A 14621-nucleotide genomic window follows, 5' to 3' on the forward strand; every position below is an offset into this window, starting at 1 on the left:
CCTGATCGCCGCTCGCTTCTCATCCAGATCGTCGCGCTACAGCTTGCGCCCGAGCGCCTGGCTGTGGCGATGGGGTATGTCGTAGGTCATGACGGCTCTCCGAAGGATCGGACGCGTCATCCGCGCCCGCGACCCACGAAGCCGCCTTTCCTCTAGCCGAGCGTCAGCCCGAACTGGTCGGCCGGGAAGCGGAACTGCAGGTCGGACGGGTACGCCGCCAGCGCGATCAGGGTCGAGCCCTCGATGCGCAGGTGCCACGTCTTGCCGGTCCGAGGCGTGCGTTCCGCGAAGCCGGCGGGATCGAGCAGAGCGACATTGCAGCGGCGGTCCGGGTCACGGGCGGACGGGCTGCGGATCGCCTGCGCCGAGGCCTGGCGCGCGGAGGTGGCGAGGCTCTGGCATTCGGCATAGTCGTCCGAGGTCCAGGCGGCACCCTCTTCGGCGAAGGGCGGGATGGTGAGGTCGACCAGGCGATCGAGCCGTAGCGCGACGGAGAAGGAGCTGTGCTCCGTCACGGTCCGCGGCGGCGCCAGCCCGGGCGAGCGCGAGAGGAAGCGCAGCCGCCAATAGGCCGTCTCCGCCACCGCGGTCGCCTCGGCCTCGGACGAGTAGAAGATGCCGGGCCGTTCGTCCGCGCGGCGGAACCGCGATGCGGTCCGGTGCCCGTAGCGGAACGGCGACGCGAGCAGATAGTGGAAGCCACGCGCGGCGCGGGGCAGCTCGGGCTTCACCGCCTCTGCGAGTTCTTCAAGGAGCCGCTGATCCTCAAGGCTCGCCGCCAGCCGGTTGGTCGAGATGCGGTGCTGCGCCTCGACGACGCGCCACACGCGGCCGGCATAGGGCTTCAGCTCAGACGCGAGCGCGGAAGCCGTCGACATAATCGCAGACCCGGGACAGGCCCGTGAAGGTGGACAGGAGCTCGATCGGAGGCCGCTCGAGATCGAGATTGGGCGTGCGCAGCCATGCGCGGCTCGTTTGATCGTCGCTGCCCATCAGAGCGTCCAGGCTGCGGAACAGGCGGAGCAGGTACTGGCCGGCTTCGAACGCCTTGCTCCTGACCTCCAGCATGAGCTTGCCGGAACGTAGACGTGACGCGCTCGGGCCGGACATGCCGAGGATGGAGCCGAGCTGGCCGTTGGTCAGATCCCACAGGTCGGCTATCCGTGCGACGGCGGTGCTGAGCACCTGCTCCTCGTCGTTCCGCAGCGTTGGAAGGGCAGTAGCCATGTTGTTCTCCTGAACAAAATATATACGATCTGTTCTAAAGAACAAGCAAATTGATTGTCAGATGCGGCTAACCCGGATGTAGGCTGCTGGCCTCGGCCTGGTTGAAGAGCCCAGGTGCTGCCGACCCGTGCAGGTGGTACACTGTCGGGCGGAGGAGCTGGCCAATGCCCGAATTAGCCGGACGCGACCTGCATCTGATCAAGAAGGCGCTCGCGGTAGCGGTGCTGACGATCGAGCGCATGCCCGAGGGCCCGTTCCGCTCGGACTCGGACATGGCCGACATGAAGTCGCTGTTGGACGAGATGATCGAGTCGGACGTTGAACTGGAGCATTATGCGCGGGCCGCACGGATCGCGGTGACGGGCAAGCCGATTCAGCGCAATGGCGGAAGTACGGCGTTCTGACCTTTCGGCGAGACCGAGGCTTCAACGCATGGCTCCAGCGAGGTCGGCGGGGACGGTCCCGTCGGCCGTTGAGCGATTCAGGGGTTGTTCGCTCGTCGCTTCCGCCGCTCGGCTACGTTGGCGCGCAGCTTGGCGATGCCCACGATCATGCGATCAGGGACGCTGGGTAGCGGGACGAAATCGTAGCGGGCGTACAGCCTGGCGGCGTCCTCGTTGATGGCGTCGAGCATTACGAACAGACCGCCCAACCCGTCGCTGGCGCGCACGCACCGCTTGAGGGCGTCGGCGAGCAGGAAGCTGCCGACGCCCTTTCCCTGCACGGCGACGTGCGTGCCGATCATCGACAGGTAGTAGGCGGGGACGCGATCGAAGTTGGGCAACCGCTTCTTCATCTGCGGTTCGAGCGCGCGGGCGTCGATCGCATGCGGGCCCACGGCGTAGAAGCCGACCAGGCGACCGCCGTCCCTCTCGACCGCGACGTGGATGCGGCCGATGTCGCCGGCCTCGTACCTCGAGGCCGTGATCTTGAGAAAGTTGTCGATGCGGTCGGTGCCGCATGTGAACGACGCCCGGTCGTGCCGGGCGGCGTCGAAGGATTCGATCGCGAGGCCGCGCAGGTAGCCCACGTCGGCCGGCATGCGTCAGGCGTGCTCGGGTGCCCGCCCCGTCGCCTGGGCGTGGAGCTCGAAGATGTCGATGAGCGCATCGTTCGGCCGCTCGTCGTCGAAGGCGCGCAGGAACGCGTCGCGGTCCTCGGCCGTCAGGCGGGTCACCTCCATCCGGCCGATCGTCTCCTGCGCGGCCTGCAGGGTGTGCGAGCGCGCGAACTCGGACGCGGTCACGCCCTGGAGCGCGGCCGCGCGCTCGATCGCCTCCTTGGCGCGGGGCGACAGCCGCTGCTCGAGGCGCTCGGTGCGGCGTCCATCGTCGTCGTGGATCGTGAAGGCGAGCATGGTACCCTCCTCGTCGCTCGGTCAAGATAACGTATGATATGTACGGCAACTGCCGGACACTTACAACACTGACATGGTCGTGGGCTTAAGGGAGGTCGTCCCGTGGACGAAGCCGCCGACCAGGTCGCCCTCGTATGCGACGTCCCCAGAACTTCGATGCACAATGACCGGAGCGTTTAAGCGGATGCGCGCTCGACCACCCCTCGAAGAGGAAAGCGGTCGAGCAGGGCGGACAGGATGGCGATCCTGCTGGAGCCGATCGGGATGAAGAGGCGCAACCGCCAGCTAATGATCTCGGACATCAGCCCGAACGCCTTGAGCCGCTCGACCATGCCGTCCGTAAAGCCGGTGAGTTCGACCCGCTCCGCATTCATCACGCGCGAGCGGCGGACGCTCAGCCCGCCCTCGAGCTGCAACGTGCTGCCACGCTCAAGCACCATCGCCCAAGCGTCGGACGGCACCACCTTCGGAGCTTCGCTCCCCAACGCTTCGGCGATCCAGTGCGGCGCGACGCGCCGTCCGATCACGCGCTCGCCCTCGTCGGTCTGGAGCCGGTAGACGCTGCACCCGTCCTCCGGGAGCCGCCGCCAGATCGGCAGCAGCAGGCCGGTGATGATCCAGAACCGGCTTTCGATGAATTCGGGTAATGCGGCGGTCTCGGCGGTCCAGGCCTCGACGAAGCGGGCCTGATCGACCTCCTCCCAGCAGGACGCGGTCAACGCGCTCAGGGCCAAGTTCTTGCGCTCGGTCGGCCGCACGAGGCGGACGCGGCGTTCGACCTCGCCATCATCAAGCGTCAGGCTGGCGGCGGGCACCTGTAGGGCGGCGTTGCCGGACCGTCCGTTGACGAGCAACCGGGCATCCGGCCTCCCGCTGATACGCGCCAAGACGTCGATGGACGAGGTCGACCGCGCGCTCGACCTCGGGACCGTCGCGCTGTGATGTCCGAATCGCGGCTGCTAGCCCGGCGTTCGCGTCCCGAACGGCGCCTTCGTGGGCGGCCCGGCGCGCCGCATAAAGCTTCTCCTCCGCCTCGATCCGTCGCTCCTGCGCCTCGGAGAGATCAAGCCCGTCGTGCAGGAGCAGGTGAAGGGCATCGCCCTTGGGCGGCGCTCCTTGCCTGATCGAGAGCGCGATGAACGCGCCTGCCAGCCCCGCGAGCAGTGCCAGCGCGAGAGTCAGCAACAACGATCGCCGCTGCGCCGTCACTTCGTCCTACCCAGAAGGGCGGAAGGCGCGAGCCCCGCGCCGTTCGCGAGCTCAAGCCCAAGGGGTGCACTCCGCGATCCGCCGGCGGCCGCCGCGCCGCCGACGCCCAGGCCCACCGCGAGCGCCAGGCCGACCGCCGCGGCCCGCCACGCCGGCGTAGTCGCGTGGCGGGCCGCGGCGATCCGGCGCATGACGTCGCCCTCGAGGCGGTTCAGCCGCTCGGGCACGGGTTGCGCGGCCAAGCGCCCGAGCAGCCGATCCAGGTCCTGGTCCATCGCGCGATCCTCAAACGTCCTCGAAGGCTATACGCGCGCGACCGCCCGATCCCTCACTCGCGGCGAACCAGCCGTCCGCAACGGGAAGCTGGCGCGTCCGCTTCGTTCGTTCAGTGCTTCATGCCGGACATGTCGTGCTTGGGATCGCCCTTGCGGCCATCCTTCATCTCGGCGCAGCAATCGCCCTTCTTCCGGTCCTGCTCCTTGCAGCAGTCCGCGCCTTCCTTGCAGCACGCCATGTCGGCGCAGCAGGCGGCACCCGCGGCGAACGCGGAGCCTGACAGCGACAGCGCGACCGCGGTGCCGAACAGTTTTAACTTGATCATTAGATGTCTCCGTGGATGATCGTATAGAGATGGGAACGCCGGGCCTAATGCGCGACGGAGAACGCGGCCGGGGCCGCGACCATCCATAGCGCCATCGCCACCATCATGACATTCTCGGTCAGCGAGATGAAGCCCAGCGGCACGTTGCTGTCCCCGCCGACGCACGCGCACTTCAGCTCGCGCTTGTCGACATAGACGGCCTTAGATACCGACACCGCCCCGATCGTGCCGATGAACAGCGCGATCGGCACCGACAGCCAGGTGAGCGCGCCTGCGACCATCAGCACGCCCGCTCCCCCTTCCGCGAACGGATAGATGTACGAGTACGGCACCCACCGCTTGCCGAGCAGGTCGTAGCCCAGGAACATGCTCGAAAAGCTCTCGATGTTCTGGAGCTTAAGGAGCGCCAGCACGCACATCGAAAAGCCGATGAACCATTCGGCCGCGCGGATCGTAAACGGCGTACCCAGCACCGCGTAGCTGGCGGCGAGCGCCATCAGCGCCGTCATCGAGAACAGCGCGATCACCGGCCGATAGGTGAGTGCCTTGGGATCGCGAACCGTCTTGCCGACGAAGCGGCGCAGATCGTCGTAGCCGCCGACCCGCTCGCCGTTGATGAAGGTCTGAGGCGTCGTCTTGACCCCATGCTTACTCTTGAACGCATCCGTCTCGTCACGCGTCGTCAGCCAGTGGTCAACGACCGCATAGCCCTGGCGGCGCAGAAGGTCCGTCGCCTTCAGCCCATAGGGGCAGGTGTGTTCTGGCGTCACCATTCGGTAGATCGTCGCCTGTTTGGCGGGGGCAGTCGCCATTATTCTTCTCCAGTCCGTTGCCCGCCTTATATGGGTTCCGTACCATAGTACGGAGTCAAGGGGTGGCGACCACGACGATCGCAGGGCTCGCGCGCGAAGGTGGCGTAGGCGTCGAGACGGTGCGCTACTACCAGCGCCGGGGCTTGCTCGACACGCCCGAGCGGCCAGGTGGGTCCGGGACGGATGGCGGCGTCAGGCGGTACGGACCGGATTACGTGCGGCGTCTCCGCTTCGTCCGCTCCGCCCAGGTGGCCGGGTTCACGCTGGAGCAGATCGGCGAGCTGCTGGCGCTGGACGCGACCGACGATCGCGCCCGGGCGCGTGCGCTCGCCAACGAGCGCATTGTGGCGCTGGATGCGAGGATCGTGGAGCTTGAGACGGCGCGCGCCTCGCTTCGCCAACTTGCGCGCGAGTGTGGGTCCGGGTCGGAAGGGCCGTGCCCGATCCTAGCAGCATTCGACACGGAGCGGGTTTGAGGATTAGCCCACGTTCTAGTGTCACAATCGGTCGGTTTCGACACCACCAGCCCACCCCAGACTTTCCGCGGGGTGCGAAGTGTCAGAAGCGTGTGTCAGACCTAGCGCCTGCGCCGAGACAATCCTGAGTTCTCGACCGATGCGTTGCGCGTCCTTGGCTTTGCGGTACATGGAGATGGATCGGACAGAGGCGCTGAACGGCTCCTGCCCCGCCACGACCAGCATGGTCGTCGTCGCACCAACCGAGGACATCACCGCGCCGCCCCGCGCGGCTATGGCATGGGCGATCACGCCGTCGCGAGCCTCGCCGAAAATGGCAATCCGCTCGCCTTTTAAGGGCCCGTCCGGTGCCGCTGGCGGTGCTCGCCCTGGTCGGCGAGGCGGAGCCATCCAGTCAGCCAGCGACATGCCGGTATGGTCGATCGCCTTGATGACGACCCAGCCTGCGGCGCGCGCGTCGCTCAGCGCATCGTGATGACGGTGCTGGATGCCGAGGTACCGGGCAAGCCCGCCCAGCTTGTGGTTCGCCAGATCCGGCCAGGCCCGTTTGGCGACGCGGACGCTGTCCAGCCACGTGGTCTCGATCATCGCGCGATCGTGGACGCGGCACGCGGCGGCGAGCGCCCCCTTGTCGAAATAGGAGTGCGCGACGGTGGTCCGACCCGAGAGGTAGCGGTCGATCTCCGCATGGACGCACGCGAAGGTCGGCTGCCCGACGACATGGTGCGCGGCGATGCCGTGGATGCGCGTGTTGCTGGCGTGGAACTCGTGGCAGGGGTCGAGCAGCGTCTCGTAGCTGAAGACCTCGCGACCGTCGCGAAAGCCGACGATGCCGACCTGGCAAATGCTGCTGACCCGCGAGCAGGCCGTCTCGACGTCGATCACCACGAAGTCGGGGTTGTCGGGTGGGGCGGCTGGTTTGGAGGATGATCGCATGACGGCCGACATAGCCGACCGCAGGGCAGGCGCTATGGGCGGTGGGGTAAACGATGGTGTCTAGCGGCCGGCGTCGAGATCGGCGGCTGCGGCCTCGATCCGGAAGCCCACGCCGCTGGTGATCACAGCGCCACTCGCTCGCGAGTTGCCCGCCTCTCGTGGGTCGTGCGCCTAAGCACGTCGTTCCAGTCGTACCCCGCCCGTCGTGGACGCTGCGCTTCGATCGACCGGACGTCGTCGAAGGCTTCTCGGGCCAGCGTCTCCGCCCTGCGTCCGCCCGCGTCATTGTCGAGGAACAGGACGAGGTCGGTCACGTCCGCAGGCAGGCGGACGTGCTTGAACCGCTCGGTGCCGAGCGTCGCCCAGCACGGGATGTCGAACAGGATTGAGGCCGACAACGCGGTCTCCAGCCCTTCAGCGAGCCCGAGCCGCGGCGCGACACCCCCGATGCGAACAGCGCCTGCGCCAAAAGGGCCGAGGCCGCATTTCGGGTCCGGGAGCTTGGCGAGCGTGCCGGTGCGTCGGTCGAGGAAGGTGCGGTGGATGCCGACGACGCCTGAGTCGTCGCGAACCGCCGCGATCAAGGCCGGGCGGAACTGGGTCAGCGGCTTGGGGCCGTGCGGCACATTCGGATGGTAGCGGACCTCCGGTGAGGTCGTCCTGATCGCACGGCCGAGAAGATACCGCTCGGCCGGGGTGCCCGAGATGATTCGCGCATCGGTCCATACCCGCACGAGCGGGTCATGGGCGACCTGACCGCGCAGGAAGCGCTCGAGCAGCTCACCGCTGACGCGGCCGCGCGCATGTTCCCCGCCGGCGTACCCGCCGCCTACACGACCCAGATCGCCCACGAGCTGCGCCTAGTCGGCGAGCTCGGCTACGCGCCCTACTTCCTGACGGTGAACGCGATCGTCGCCGAGGCGAGGCGGCGTGGCATCCTGTGCCAGGGTCGAGGCTCGGCGGCGAACAGTTGTGTCTGTTTCGTGCTCGGCGTCACCAGCATCGACCCGATCAAGCACGAGCTCCTGTTCGAGCGGTTCGTGAGCGGAGAACGCCGCGAGCCTCCCGACATCGATGTCGACTTCGAGCATGAGCGCCGCGAAGAGATCATCCAGTGGATCTACGAGACCTACGGCCGCAACCACGCGGCGCTCACCGCCGTGGTCACCCGCTACCGCGCGCGCGGCGCGATCCGCGACGTCGGCAAGGCGCTGGGCCTTCCTGAGGACCTGACCGCTTCGCTTGCCGGCCAGGTCTGGGGCTGGTCGGCCGAGGGCGTGGGCGAGAAGCACGTCGAACAGCTCAACCTCGACACGGGCGATCGACGGCTGCGGCTGGCACTCGACCTCGCGCGCAAGCTGATCGGCGTGCCCAGGCATATGTCGCAGCACCCGGGCGGGTTCGTGCTCACCCACGACCGGCTCGACGACTTAGTCCCGATCGAGCCAGCCGCGATGGCCGACCGTCAGATTATCGAATGGGACAAAGACGATATCGACGCGCTCAAGTTCATGAAGGTGGACGTGCTCGGGCTCGGGATGCTCGGGGCCATGAACCGCGCGTTCAACCTGCTCGAGGCGGAGAAGGGCGTGGCGGTCGGGCTGGCCGACCTGCAGGACGACGACCCGGCCGTGTTCGCGATGATCGCCAAGGCGGACACGCTGGGAACGTTCCAGATCGAGAGCCGCGCGCAGATGGCGATGCTCCCGCGCATGAAGCCGACCCGGTTCTATGATCTGGTCGTCCAGGTCGCGATCGTGCGGCCCGGGCCCATCCAGGGCGACATGGTGCATCCCTACCTGCGTCGGCGCGAGGGGCTGGAACGACCCGAGTACCCCAAACCCGAGCTGCGCGCCGTGCTGGAGAAGACGCTGGGCGTGCCGCTGTTCCAGGAGCAGGCGATGAAGGTCGCGATCGTCGGCGCCGGGTTCACGGCCGTCGAGGCCGACCAGCTCCGGCGCGCGACGGCGACGTTCAAGTTCACGGGCGGGGTGTCGCACTTCTCGGACAAGCTGATCAAGGGCATGGTCGAGCGGGGCTATCCGCGCGACTTCGCCGAGCGGACGTTCCGGCAACTCGAGGGGTTCGGCTCGTACGGGTTCCCGGAGAGCCACGCGGCGAGCTTCGCCAAGATCGCCTACGCCTCGGCGTGGATCAAGCACCACCATCCCGACGTATTCTGCGCGGCGCTCGTCAACGCGCAGCCGATGGGGTTCTACGCCGTGGCGCAGGTCGTGCGCGACGCGCAGCAGCATGGTGTCGAGATCAGGCCGGTGTGCATCAACGCCAGTCGCTGGGACTGCACGCTAGAGCGGACGCGCGGCCGCTGGTTGGCGGTCAGGCTCGGCATGCGCCAGGTGAAGGGGCTGGCCAACGCCCACGGCGCAGCGATCGTGGCGGCGCGCGGGATCGCGCCGTTCGGCTCGGTCGAGGAGGTGTGGCGACGCGCGGGCGTGCCGCGCGCCGCCATCGAGCGGCTGGCGGAGGCGGACGCGTTCCATGCCCTTGCGCATGATCGCCGTCAGGGGCTGTGGAAGGTGAGGGGACTGGGCGAGGCACCGCTCCCGCTGTTCGCCGCCGCCGACGCGCGCGAGCTGAACCACTCGGTCGAGGGGATCGAGCCCGAGGTGGCGCTCCGACCGCTCACCGACGGGCGCGAGGTAGTGGAGGACTACCGCACGCTTCAGCTGTCGCTGCGCGCGCACCCGCTGTCGTTCCTGCGCGACGAGCTGACCCGCCAGGGGGTGACCCGCTGCGCGGACCTGGACCAGCTTCGCGACGGTCGGCACGTCGAGGTCGCCGGAATAATCTTGGTCCGCCAGAAGCCCGGCTCGGCTAAGGGCATCTTGTTCATCACCATCGAGGACGAGAGCGGGATCGCCAACGGCATCCTGTGGCCCGACCGGTTCGAGGCGCAGCGGCGCACTGTAATGACCGCGGCTATGGTGGGGTTGAAGGGTCGCATCCAAAAAGAGGGTGAGGTCGTCCACATCATCTGCGACCGGATCGTCGACCATACCGACATGCTTCGGCGCGTGGGCGACATGTCTTTCACGCACCGGACCGGACGCGGCGACGGCGCTCGTCACGCGGGCACGCCCGACCGGGGTGACGCTGGGTGGAAGCCCGCCGTGCGCGACAGCTACTGGCCGCCGCACGCGGACGGTATGGATCCCGAGGACGTCATTTGTGTGAAAAGCCACGACTTCCGGTGAGCGGACCCATGTCGCGCCATCAGCGCATCATCCTGGAGCTGGCGCTGCGCATCCTGAGGGCGGCCATGACGCGGGCGGGTGACGGCAGGGTAGACACGATCGAGGTGCGGCTCGCGCTCCGCTGCCTGCTCCATCACTGCCCGGAGCGTTGGCCGCTGGACTCGTTCTGGAGCTCGGCGGGGGTCGATAACGACATCGGTCGGGCACAAGGCTGCACGGCCGGGTTCAACGGGATCGTGCGGCAGCTTCGACGGGCGGGGCGCTATCCGGGGGCGGACGCCTAGTCGCGACCGCCATGCCGCTGACACACGTCGATGTCACAGCCGCGGCCATGCGAACCTTTTCGATCCTCACCACCCTCGCCACCGTCGCGATCCTGATTGCTCCGGTGCCCGCGCATGCCTGGGGCAAGAGCGGCCACCGTGTCACCGGCGTCCTCGCTGACGACTATCTGGATGCGCGCGCTAAGGCAGGCGTGCGTGAGCTGCTCGGTGCCGAGACGCTGGCCGAGGCGTCCACCTGGCCCGACTTCATGCGCTCGGACCCGAGCGAGTTCTGGCAACGGACCGCCAACCCGTTCCACTATGTGACCGTGCCGGCGGGCAAGGCCTACGTCGATGTCGGCGCCCCGCCCGAGGGCGACGCCGTCACCGCGCTCGAGCGCTTCTCGGCCACGGTGCGGAGTCGGAACGCTACGGTCGCCGAGCGCCAGCTCGCGCTTCGGTTCATCGTCCACATCGTCGGGGACCTGCATCAGCCGCTCCATGCCGGAAACGGTACCGACAAGGGCGGCAACGACGTGCGCGTCACCCTGTTCGGCCGGAACACCAATCTGCACGCGGTCTGGGACTCAGGGCTGATCGACGAGGAGCAGATCTCCCACACCGAATACGCGACGTGGCTTCGCGCCCGGATCACGCCCGAGCTGGCGCGAGGCTGGACCACGGCCGATCCGCGGGTCTGGATCGCGGAGAGCGCCGCCCTGCGCGACCGGATCTATCCCGCCGCGGGCGCGACCAGCCTAAGCTACGACTATGTTTACGCCAACAAGGCGCGCGTTGAGGACAGGCTGTCACGCGCGGGCGTGCGGTTGGCGGCCTATTTGAACCAGCTGTTCGCCGGACCGCAGCCGCGCGCGCGCCGACCCTGACCCGCTATTTGCGCTGAACTGATAAAGCCCCTCATGCATCGTGCGCACGTCGTCCACGGTCGCAAGGGCCGTCAGTTGCGACCGGTCGCGTATCCAACGCTCGATGTCAGAAGAGCATGATCCGATCGGCACGAAGGCGGCTTGCCGACGCGGCTTCAGGCCGCTCTTCACCCCGTAGAACGTCTCCGCCCTAGTGCCGCGCGAAGACCTTGCGCCCGCTCGGCCCAAACGCGAACACGTCGTATCGCTGAGCCTGCATCCCCGGCATGTCCATGCCGGGCGAGCCGAGCGGCATGCCCGCGACCGCAAGTCCCGTGACGCCCTTGGGCCGTGTCGCCAGCGCGCGCTTCATGTCGGCGATCGGGACATGCCCCTCGAACGTCATACCGTCGATGATGGCGGTATGGCACGATGCCAGATCGGCGGGCACCTGCCGCGCCTTCATGAACGCGGGCCGGTTCGCGTCGTCCACGATCCGCACCGCGCGCCCAAATTGCGCCTTCACCTGCTTCGCCCATTCACCGCAACAGCCGCAACCCGGGTCGCGATGCACCAGAATCGCATCGGCGGCGACGGCCGACGCGGGCAGGCTGAGCGCGAGCGCAGCGAGGAAGTAGCGGGTGCTGTTCATAGCCCAAGCCTACGCGCGAAATTGAGGCCGGTCGAGGCGGACGCTGCCGGGCTACCGATACGATCGGAGTGGCCTGACACTTCGCCTGGAGATGCGTCCAATATGGAGCAATCTGTCCAATAGCGCCAAAAGGCGGGGAAAGGACGTCGCCCCTCCCCCGCGAGTTTGGCTCGCTGTTCAAGGGAGAAGAAGCGAACTCGCCCAATGATCGTTGTCCTCGGGAGTTCCGCTGCGAAGCCGACGATAGGATCGCGCGGCCGTGCCCAGCCCCTCAGGCTAGTTCGCGGCGTATGCAGACAGGTATCGGGCGTAACGCCTCCCTATCTCGGACCTCCGCCGTGTCCGATCCGTTGTGTACTGCCAGCGCCATGCGAGGATCATTACCATGACTGAGCAGTTCCCCGACGTCCCCGGCGGAGCGCACCTGCGCACGGTCGCCATGCCGCGCGATGCCAACGCGTCCGGCGATATTTTCGGCGGTTGGACACTGTCGCAGATGGACCTAGCCGGTGGAACGTTCGCGGTGTCGCACAGCGGCCTGCGCGTGGTGACGGTCAGGATCGACGCGGTCGAGTTCCTGCGCCCAGTGTCGGTCGGCGACGACGTCAGCGTGTTTTGCCGGCTGGAACACCAGGGCACGACGTCGGTGAAGGTTCATGTCGAGTGCTGGGCGAAGGAGCGCATCACCGGCGACGCGCACAAGGTGACCGAGGGTCTGTTCACCTATGTCGCGATTGGGGAGGACGGGAAGCCGCAACCGATCGAAGGCTGACCCGGTAGGATGAGTCTCGCCACGGCGTGGTGCGGGAAGTCGGATCACATGGAGCGACGGCGGCAGCCGCGGGTTGTGCACGCATGCCGCATAGAACCAAAGCCGAGAATTCAGTGCCCCACGCCGCCGGGGCAAGCAGGCCGGTCGCCGCCGCCTTGATCCTGGCGGTACTCGGTGCAAGCGCGCTGATCGGTCGCCGTAACGCGCCCGCGCCGTCTCATCCGTCGGTCGACCGCTGGTACCACCGGTTGAACAAGCCCGCGTTCACGCCGCCCGACGCCGTCTTCGGCGCGACATGGCCGGTCCTGGAGACCACCATGGCCGTCGGCGGCTACCGCCTACTCCGCAGGCCCGGCACCCGGTCCCGCAACGTCGCCGTCGGATTGTGGCTGATCACCAGCGGTGCGATCGGCGGCTGGACGGAGATCTTCTTCCGGCGACATGCGCTCGCGACCAGCACGGCAGCGGCCGCCGTCATGACCGCGACGAGCGCCGCCTATGTCGTAGCCGCGCGCAAGGTGGACCGGCCGGCAGCGCTGGCGGGCGTTCCCCTCACCATGTGGCTAGGCTTCGCGACCGTCCTGGCCGACGTCGTGCGCCGCCGGAACCACTGACGAGAGAGGTGCCGACATTTCCGAAAGATTGCTGTTCGAAGTTGTATCGCGGGTGCTGTCGCAAGCCGATGGCGGAGCGGATCTTATTTGTCGCTGAGGGTCAAAGTAGGGCGTGAAGCATGCAGTCTTTGATACCGACGAGCATGGACGCCCAACCCGCAATCATGAGCACCGCGATCGTGACCGTCTCGACGCTCTGCCACCGGCTCATTGCAGAGGTCCTAACGGCGCGAGCTGGCCGAGCCGCGCGCCGATCTCTCGCCACCTGCCGATACCTGCTTGGTCGTCCTTGAGCGTAAGGTCGATGATCCGTTCCAGGACGTACTCGCGCGCGGCGTCGCCATGCAGGCGCTGTACCGTGGCCGCTTCCGCCCATCGTTCTTGGTCCGTCGTCATCAACGATAACATTGATCGAGCCGAGCACCAGTGTCGAGACCGGGCCGCCGCGTGCGATCAAAGCGTAGTTCTACCCGTCGCAGGCGCACCCCTTGGGCTGGTGACACTGCTTGTCACGGGCAATGCAGCTGTCCCCGCACGCTTTACCCTTCGAGCACACCTTGCAGCAGGCAGATGTCGCGAGCGCGGCGGAACACGAGCCAGCCGTGGACGGGCCGATGAGGGCTAGCGCCGCAGCTAGAAACATAGCTCTCACGCGGTTCTATTTCCCCAGATCACGCCCGTGACGCGTTACCGTCCAGTACCTTGCGCGCGGCCGCGAGCCGGGCTCGCCATACTTTGACCGACGGGTGACCGTAAGCTTAGCGGTGCAGATCGTCACTTCACGTGCGGCTGCGGCTATCGCTGCGGGGTCGGACGGTGCCGCGTCCCTGCGCTGCCCGCTGAACCGCTTAGCGCCGCTCATTGCTGTTGATCCCGTAACATCAGACGCAGGATGGCGGCGCGGTCCGACGCTGTCCAGTTCTAGGCAGTCGCCAGGGCATTGTCAGCCCAAATGCACTCACCGGTAAGCGGGGCAGGGTCGGGTGCCAGTATGCCGCGATCCGCAAGCCGGCCAGCCCGTACCGGTGTTTCGACTCATCGCCGGAGGCGACCGGGCTGGTGGTGATAATCTATGTGCGGTCCCGCTCAGTTTGCGAAAGGTGGAGGACCTGATGTTCGAGCGCGGGATCGACGTTTGCCACGAGACGGTCAGTTCTCGGTGGAACAGGTTCGGGCCGATGTTCCTGGGCGACATACGCCGCCATTGGGTCAGCCGAATGCAAGGCTGCCGGTACTAGCGAAGGCACCTGGACGACATGTACGTGAAGCTCGGCGGTGAGATGGTCTACCTGTGGCGTGCGGTCGATCAGGAGGGTGAGGTGCTTGAGAGCTGCGTCACGAAGACCCGAGACAAGCATGCGGCACTCAGCGGCACCGTCGCGGCTCTAAGGCCGCGTCAGGTCAGAAGCCCGTAGCCGAGTCCACAAGTTTTCTGATTGAGGCCGTGCTGACCAGCGTTCGCCGTCCAAGCTTGATCGTCTGGAGACGTCCTGCTCCGATAAAGCCATACACGGTCGTACGGCCGACACCTAAAACTCGGGTTGCGTCTTTGATTGAGATGGCGAGTGTGCAGCGCGACAATCAGGATGCGAGCGCAGCGACAATCAAGATGAGAATCGCG

General features: G+C 67.1%; 21 protein-coding genes and 1 pseudogene. 8 read left to right on the top strand and 14 right to left on the bottom strand.

The genetic code is table 11. The features are described 5' to 3' along the window. Positions 1-152: 152 nt before the first annotated feature. Together ACFE71_RS12040 and ACFE71_RS12045 are read right to left on the bottom strand one after the other, a co-directional pair. Positions 153-878 carry an RES family NAD+ phosphorylase gene (locus tag ACFE71_RS12040; protein ID WP_375429032.1) on the bottom strand — a complete coding sequence of 242 codons (726 nt, stop codon included), beginning with the start codon at positions 876-878 and terminating at the stop codon, positions 153-155. Next, on the bottom strand, positions 850-1227 hold the full coding sequence (locus tag ACFE71_RS12045; protein ID WP_375429033.1) for an antitoxin Xre/MbcA/ParS toxin-binding domain-containing protein: 378 nt from the start codon (positions 1225-1227) through the stop codon (positions 850-852). The genes ACFE71_RS12040 and ACFE71_RS12045 overlap by 29 nt, the downstream gene beginning before the upstream one ends. A 164-nt stretch (positions 1228-1391) precedes the next feature. Here ACFE71_RS12045 and ACFE71_RS12050 point away from each other — a divergent pair, with 164 nt between their 5' ends. Continuing rightward, a complete protein-coding gene (locus tag ACFE71_RS12050; protein WP_375429034.1) occupies positions 1392-1631 on the top strand; it encodes a hypothetical protein in 240 nt (79 codons plus the stop codon). Between the two features lie 77 nt (positions 1632-1708). On the opposite strand, the gene ACFE71_RS12055 is transcribed toward ACFE71_RS12050, so the two are convergent. The 7 genes from ACFE71_RS12055 to ACFE71_RS12085 all read right to left on the bottom strand — a co-directional run bounded on the left by ACFE71_RS12055 (position 1709) and on the right by ACFE71_RS12085 (position 5206). Further along, the gene (locus ACFE71_RS12055) at positions 1709-2269 is read right to left on the bottom strand and encodes a GNAT family N-acetyltransferase (RefSeq protein WP_375429035.1); all 561 of its coding nucleotides are present in this window, start codon (positions 2267-2269) and stop codon (positions 1709-1711) included. A 3-nt stretch (positions 2270-2272) separates the two neighbouring features. After that, the gene (locus tag ACFE71_RS12060; protein WP_375429036.1) at positions 2273-2584 is read right to left on the bottom strand and encodes a DUF1778 domain-containing protein; all 312 of its coding nucleotides are present in this window, start codon (positions 2582-2584) and stop codon (positions 2273-2275) included. A gap of 176 nt (positions 2585-2760) precedes the next feature. After that, positions 2761-3399, bottom strand: a complete 639-nt coding sequence (locus ACFE71_RS12065; RefSeq protein ID WP_375429037.1) for a hypothetical protein — start codon at positions 3397-3399, stop codon at positions 2761-2763. Further along, positions 3374-3772, bottom strand: a complete 399-nt coding sequence (locus tag ACFE71_RS12070; RefSeq protein WP_375429038.1) for a periplasmic heavy metal sensor — start codon at positions 3770-3772, stop codon at positions 3374-3376. The genes ACFE71_RS12065 and ACFE71_RS12070 overlap by 26 nt, the downstream gene beginning before the upstream one ends. A gap of 17 nt (positions 3773-3789) precedes the next feature. Beyond that, positions 3790-4068 carry a hypothetical protein gene (locus ACFE71_RS12075; protein WP_375429039.1) on the bottom strand — a complete coding sequence of 93 codons (279 nt, stop codon included), beginning with the start codon at positions 4066-4068 and terminating at the stop codon, positions 3790-3792. Between the two features lie 110 nt (positions 4069-4178). Continuing rightward, complete coding sequence (locus ACFE71_RS12080) at positions 4179-4394, bottom strand: hypothetical protein (protein ID WP_375429040.1); 216 nt, start codon at positions 4392-4394, stop codon at positions 4179-4181. A gap of 44 nt (positions 4395-4438) precedes the next feature. Further along, a complete protein-coding gene (locus ACFE71_RS12085) occupies positions 4439-5206 on the bottom strand; it encodes a MauE/DoxX family redox-associated membrane protein (protein ID WP_375429041.1) in 768 nt (255 codons plus the stop codon). A gap of 62 nt (positions 5207-5268) precedes the next feature. On the opposite strand from ACFE71_RS12085, the gene ACFE71_RS12090 reads away from it, so the two are divergent. Continuing rightward, positions 5269-5682, top strand: a complete 414-nt coding sequence (locus ACFE71_RS12090) for a MerR family DNA-binding protein (protein WP_375429042.1) — start codon at positions 5269-5271, stop codon at positions 5680-5682. Positions 5683-5703: 21 nt separating this feature from the next. Here the strand turns inward: ACFE71_RS12090 and ACFE71_RS12095 are convergent, their stop codons facing one another. After that, entirely contained in the window at positions 5704-6570 is an 867-nt protein-coding gene (locus ACFE71_RS12095) for an exonuclease domain-containing protein (RefSeq protein WP_375429043.1), read from the bottom strand. Between the two features lie 170 nt (positions 6571-6740). Further along, a complete protein-coding gene (locus ACFE71_RS12100) occupies positions 6741-7352 on the bottom strand; it encodes a toprim domain-containing protein (RefSeq protein ID WP_375429044.1) in 612 nt (203 codons plus the stop codon). Between ACFE71_RS12100 and ACFE71_RS12105 the strand changes: the two are divergent. The 3 genes and pseudogenes from ACFE71_RS12105 to ACFE71_RS12115 form a co-directional block, all read left to right on the top strand. Then, positions 7344-9833, top strand: a pseudogene (locus ACFE71_RS12105) (error-prone DNA polymerase); the annotation flags it as partial. The gene ACFE71_RS12100 and the pseudogene ACFE71_RS12105 sit on opposite strands and share 9 nt — an antisense overlap. 8 nt (positions 9834-9841) lie before the next feature. Beyond that, a complete protein-coding gene (locus ACFE71_RS12110; protein ID WP_375429045.1) occupies positions 9842-10117 on the top strand; it encodes a hypothetical protein in 276 nt (91 codons plus the stop codon). Positions 10118-10128: 11 nt separating this feature from the next. After that, positions 10129-10983 (top strand): S1/P1 nuclease, encoded by an 855-nt coding sequence (locus tag ACFE71_RS12115; protein WP_375429046.1) that lies wholly within the window; start codon positions 10129-10131, stop codon positions 10981-10983. Between the two features lie 190 nt (positions 10984-11173). Here the strand turns inward: ACFE71_RS12115 and ACFE71_RS12120 are convergent, their stop codons facing one another. Next, positions 11174-11614, bottom strand: a complete 441-nt coding sequence (locus tag ACFE71_RS12120) for a DUF411 domain-containing protein (RefSeq protein WP_375429047.1) — start codon at positions 11612-11614, stop codon at positions 11174-11176. Positions 11615-11999: 385 nt separating this feature from the next. Here ACFE71_RS12120 and ACFE71_RS12125 point away from each other — a divergent pair, with 385 nt between their 5' ends. Together ACFE71_RS12125 and ACFE71_RS12130 are read left to right on the top strand one after the other, a co-directional pair. Next, positions 12000-12386 carry an acyl-CoA thioesterase gene (locus ACFE71_RS12125; protein WP_375429048.1) on the top strand — a complete coding sequence of 129 codons (387 nt, stop codon included), beginning with the start codon at positions 12000-12002 and terminating at the stop codon, positions 12384-12386. 83 nt (positions 12387-12469) lie between these two features. Beyond that, on the top strand, positions 12470-13000 hold the full coding sequence (locus ACFE71_RS12130) for a TspO/MBR family protein (protein WP_375429049.1): 531 nt from the start codon (positions 12470-12472) through the stop codon (positions 12998-13000). 207 nt (positions 13001-13207) lie between these two features. Here the strand turns inward: ACFE71_RS12130 and ACFE71_RS12135 are convergent, their stop codons facing one another. Continuing rightward, positions 13208-13396 (bottom strand): DUF6961 family protein, encoded by a 189-nt coding sequence (locus ACFE71_RS12135; protein WP_375429050.1) that lies wholly within the window; start codon positions 13394-13396, stop codon positions 13208-13210. 884 nt (positions 13397-14280) lie between these two features. On the opposite strand from ACFE71_RS12135, the gene ACFE71_RS12140 reads away from it, so the two are divergent. Continuing rightward, positions 14281-14415, top strand: coding sequence for a DDE-type integrase/transposase/recombinase (locus ACFE71_RS12140; protein ID WP_375429052.1), 135 nt, complete (start codon positions 14281-14283; stop codon positions 14413-14415). Here ACFE71_RS12140 and ACFE71_RS12145 read toward each other — a convergent pair. After that, positions 14402-14581, bottom strand: a complete 180-nt coding sequence (locus tag ACFE71_RS12145; protein WP_375429051.1) for a helix-turn-helix domain-containing protein — start codon at positions 14579-14581, stop codon at positions 14402-14404. The genes ACFE71_RS12140 and ACFE71_RS12145 overlap by 14 nt on opposite strands. Between the last annotated feature and the right edge of the window lie 40 nt (positions 14582-14621).

Origin of the sequence: uncultured Sphingomonas sp. (genome assembly GCF_964237155.1) — a bacterium.
Taxonomy (GTDB): domain Bacteria; phylum Pseudomonadota; class Alphaproteobacteria; order Sphingomonadales; family Sphingomonadaceae; genus Sphingomonas.

What these genes read in the sequence shown, in the direction of transcription:
- ACFE71_RS12040 (WP_375429032.1), bottom strand. Translation starts at nt 878, where the DNA reads ATGTCGACGGCTTCCGCGCTCGCGTCTGAGCTGAAGCCCTATGCCGGC.
- ACFE71_RS12045 (WP_375429033.1), bottom strand. Translation starts at nt 1,227, where the DNA reads ATGGCTACTGCCCTTCCAACGCTGCGGAACGACGAGGAGCAGGTGCTC.
- ACFE71_RS12050 (WP_375429034.1), top strand. Translation starts at nt 1,392, where the DNA reads ATGCCCGAATTAGCCGGACGCGACCTGCATCTGATCAAGAAGGCGCTC.
- ACFE71_RS12055 (WP_375429035.1), bottom strand. Translation starts at nt 2,269, where the DNA reads ATGCCGGCCGACGTGGGCTACCTGCGCGGCCTCGCGATCGAATCCTTC.
- ACFE71_RS12060 (WP_375429036.1), bottom strand. Translation starts at nt 2,584, where the DNA reads ATGCTCGCCTTCACGATCCACGACGACGATGGACGCCGCACCGAGCGC.
- ACFE71_RS12075 (WP_375429039.1), bottom strand. Translation starts at nt 4,068, where the DNA reads ATGGACCAGGACCTGGATCGGCTGCTCGGGCGCTTGGCCGCGCAACCC.
- ACFE71_RS12080 (WP_375429040.1), bottom strand. Translation starts at nt 4,394, where the DNA reads ATGATCAAGTTAAAACTGTTCGGCACCGCGGTCGCGCTGTCGCTGTCA.
- ACFE71_RS12085 (WP_375429041.1), bottom strand. Translation starts at nt 5,206, where the DNA reads ATGGCGACTGCCCCCGCCAAACAGGCGACGATCTACCGAATGGTGACG.
- ACFE71_RS12110 (WP_375429045.1), top strand. Translation starts at nt 9,842, where the DNA reads ATGTCGCGCCATCAGCGCATCATCCTGGAGCTGGCGCTGCGCATCCTG.
- ACFE71_RS12115 (WP_375429046.1), top strand. Translation starts at nt 10,129, where the DNA reads ATGCCGCTGACACACGTCGATGTCACAGCCGCGGCCATGCGAACCTTT.
- ACFE71_RS12120 (WP_375429047.1), bottom strand. Translation starts at nt 11,614, where the DNA reads ATGAACAGCACCCGCTACTTCCTCGCTGCGCTCGCGCTCAGCCTGCCC.
- ACFE71_RS12125 (WP_375429048.1), top strand. Translation starts at nt 12,000, where the DNA reads ATGACTGAGCAGTTCCCCGACGTCCCCGGCGGAGCGCACCTGCGCACG.
- ACFE71_RS12130 (WP_375429049.1), top strand. Translation starts at nt 12,470, where the DNA reads ATGCCGCATAGAACCAAAGCCGAGAATTCAGTGCCCCACGCCGCCGGG.
- ACFE71_RS12135 (WP_375429050.1), bottom strand. Translation starts at nt 13,396, where the DNA reads ATGACGACGGACCAAGAACGATGGGCGGAAGCGGCCACGGTACAGCGC.
- ACFE71_RS12140 (WP_375429052.1), top strand. Translation starts at nt 14,281, where the DNA reads ATGGTCTACCTGTGGCGTGCGGTCGATCAGGAGGGTGAGGTGCTTGAG.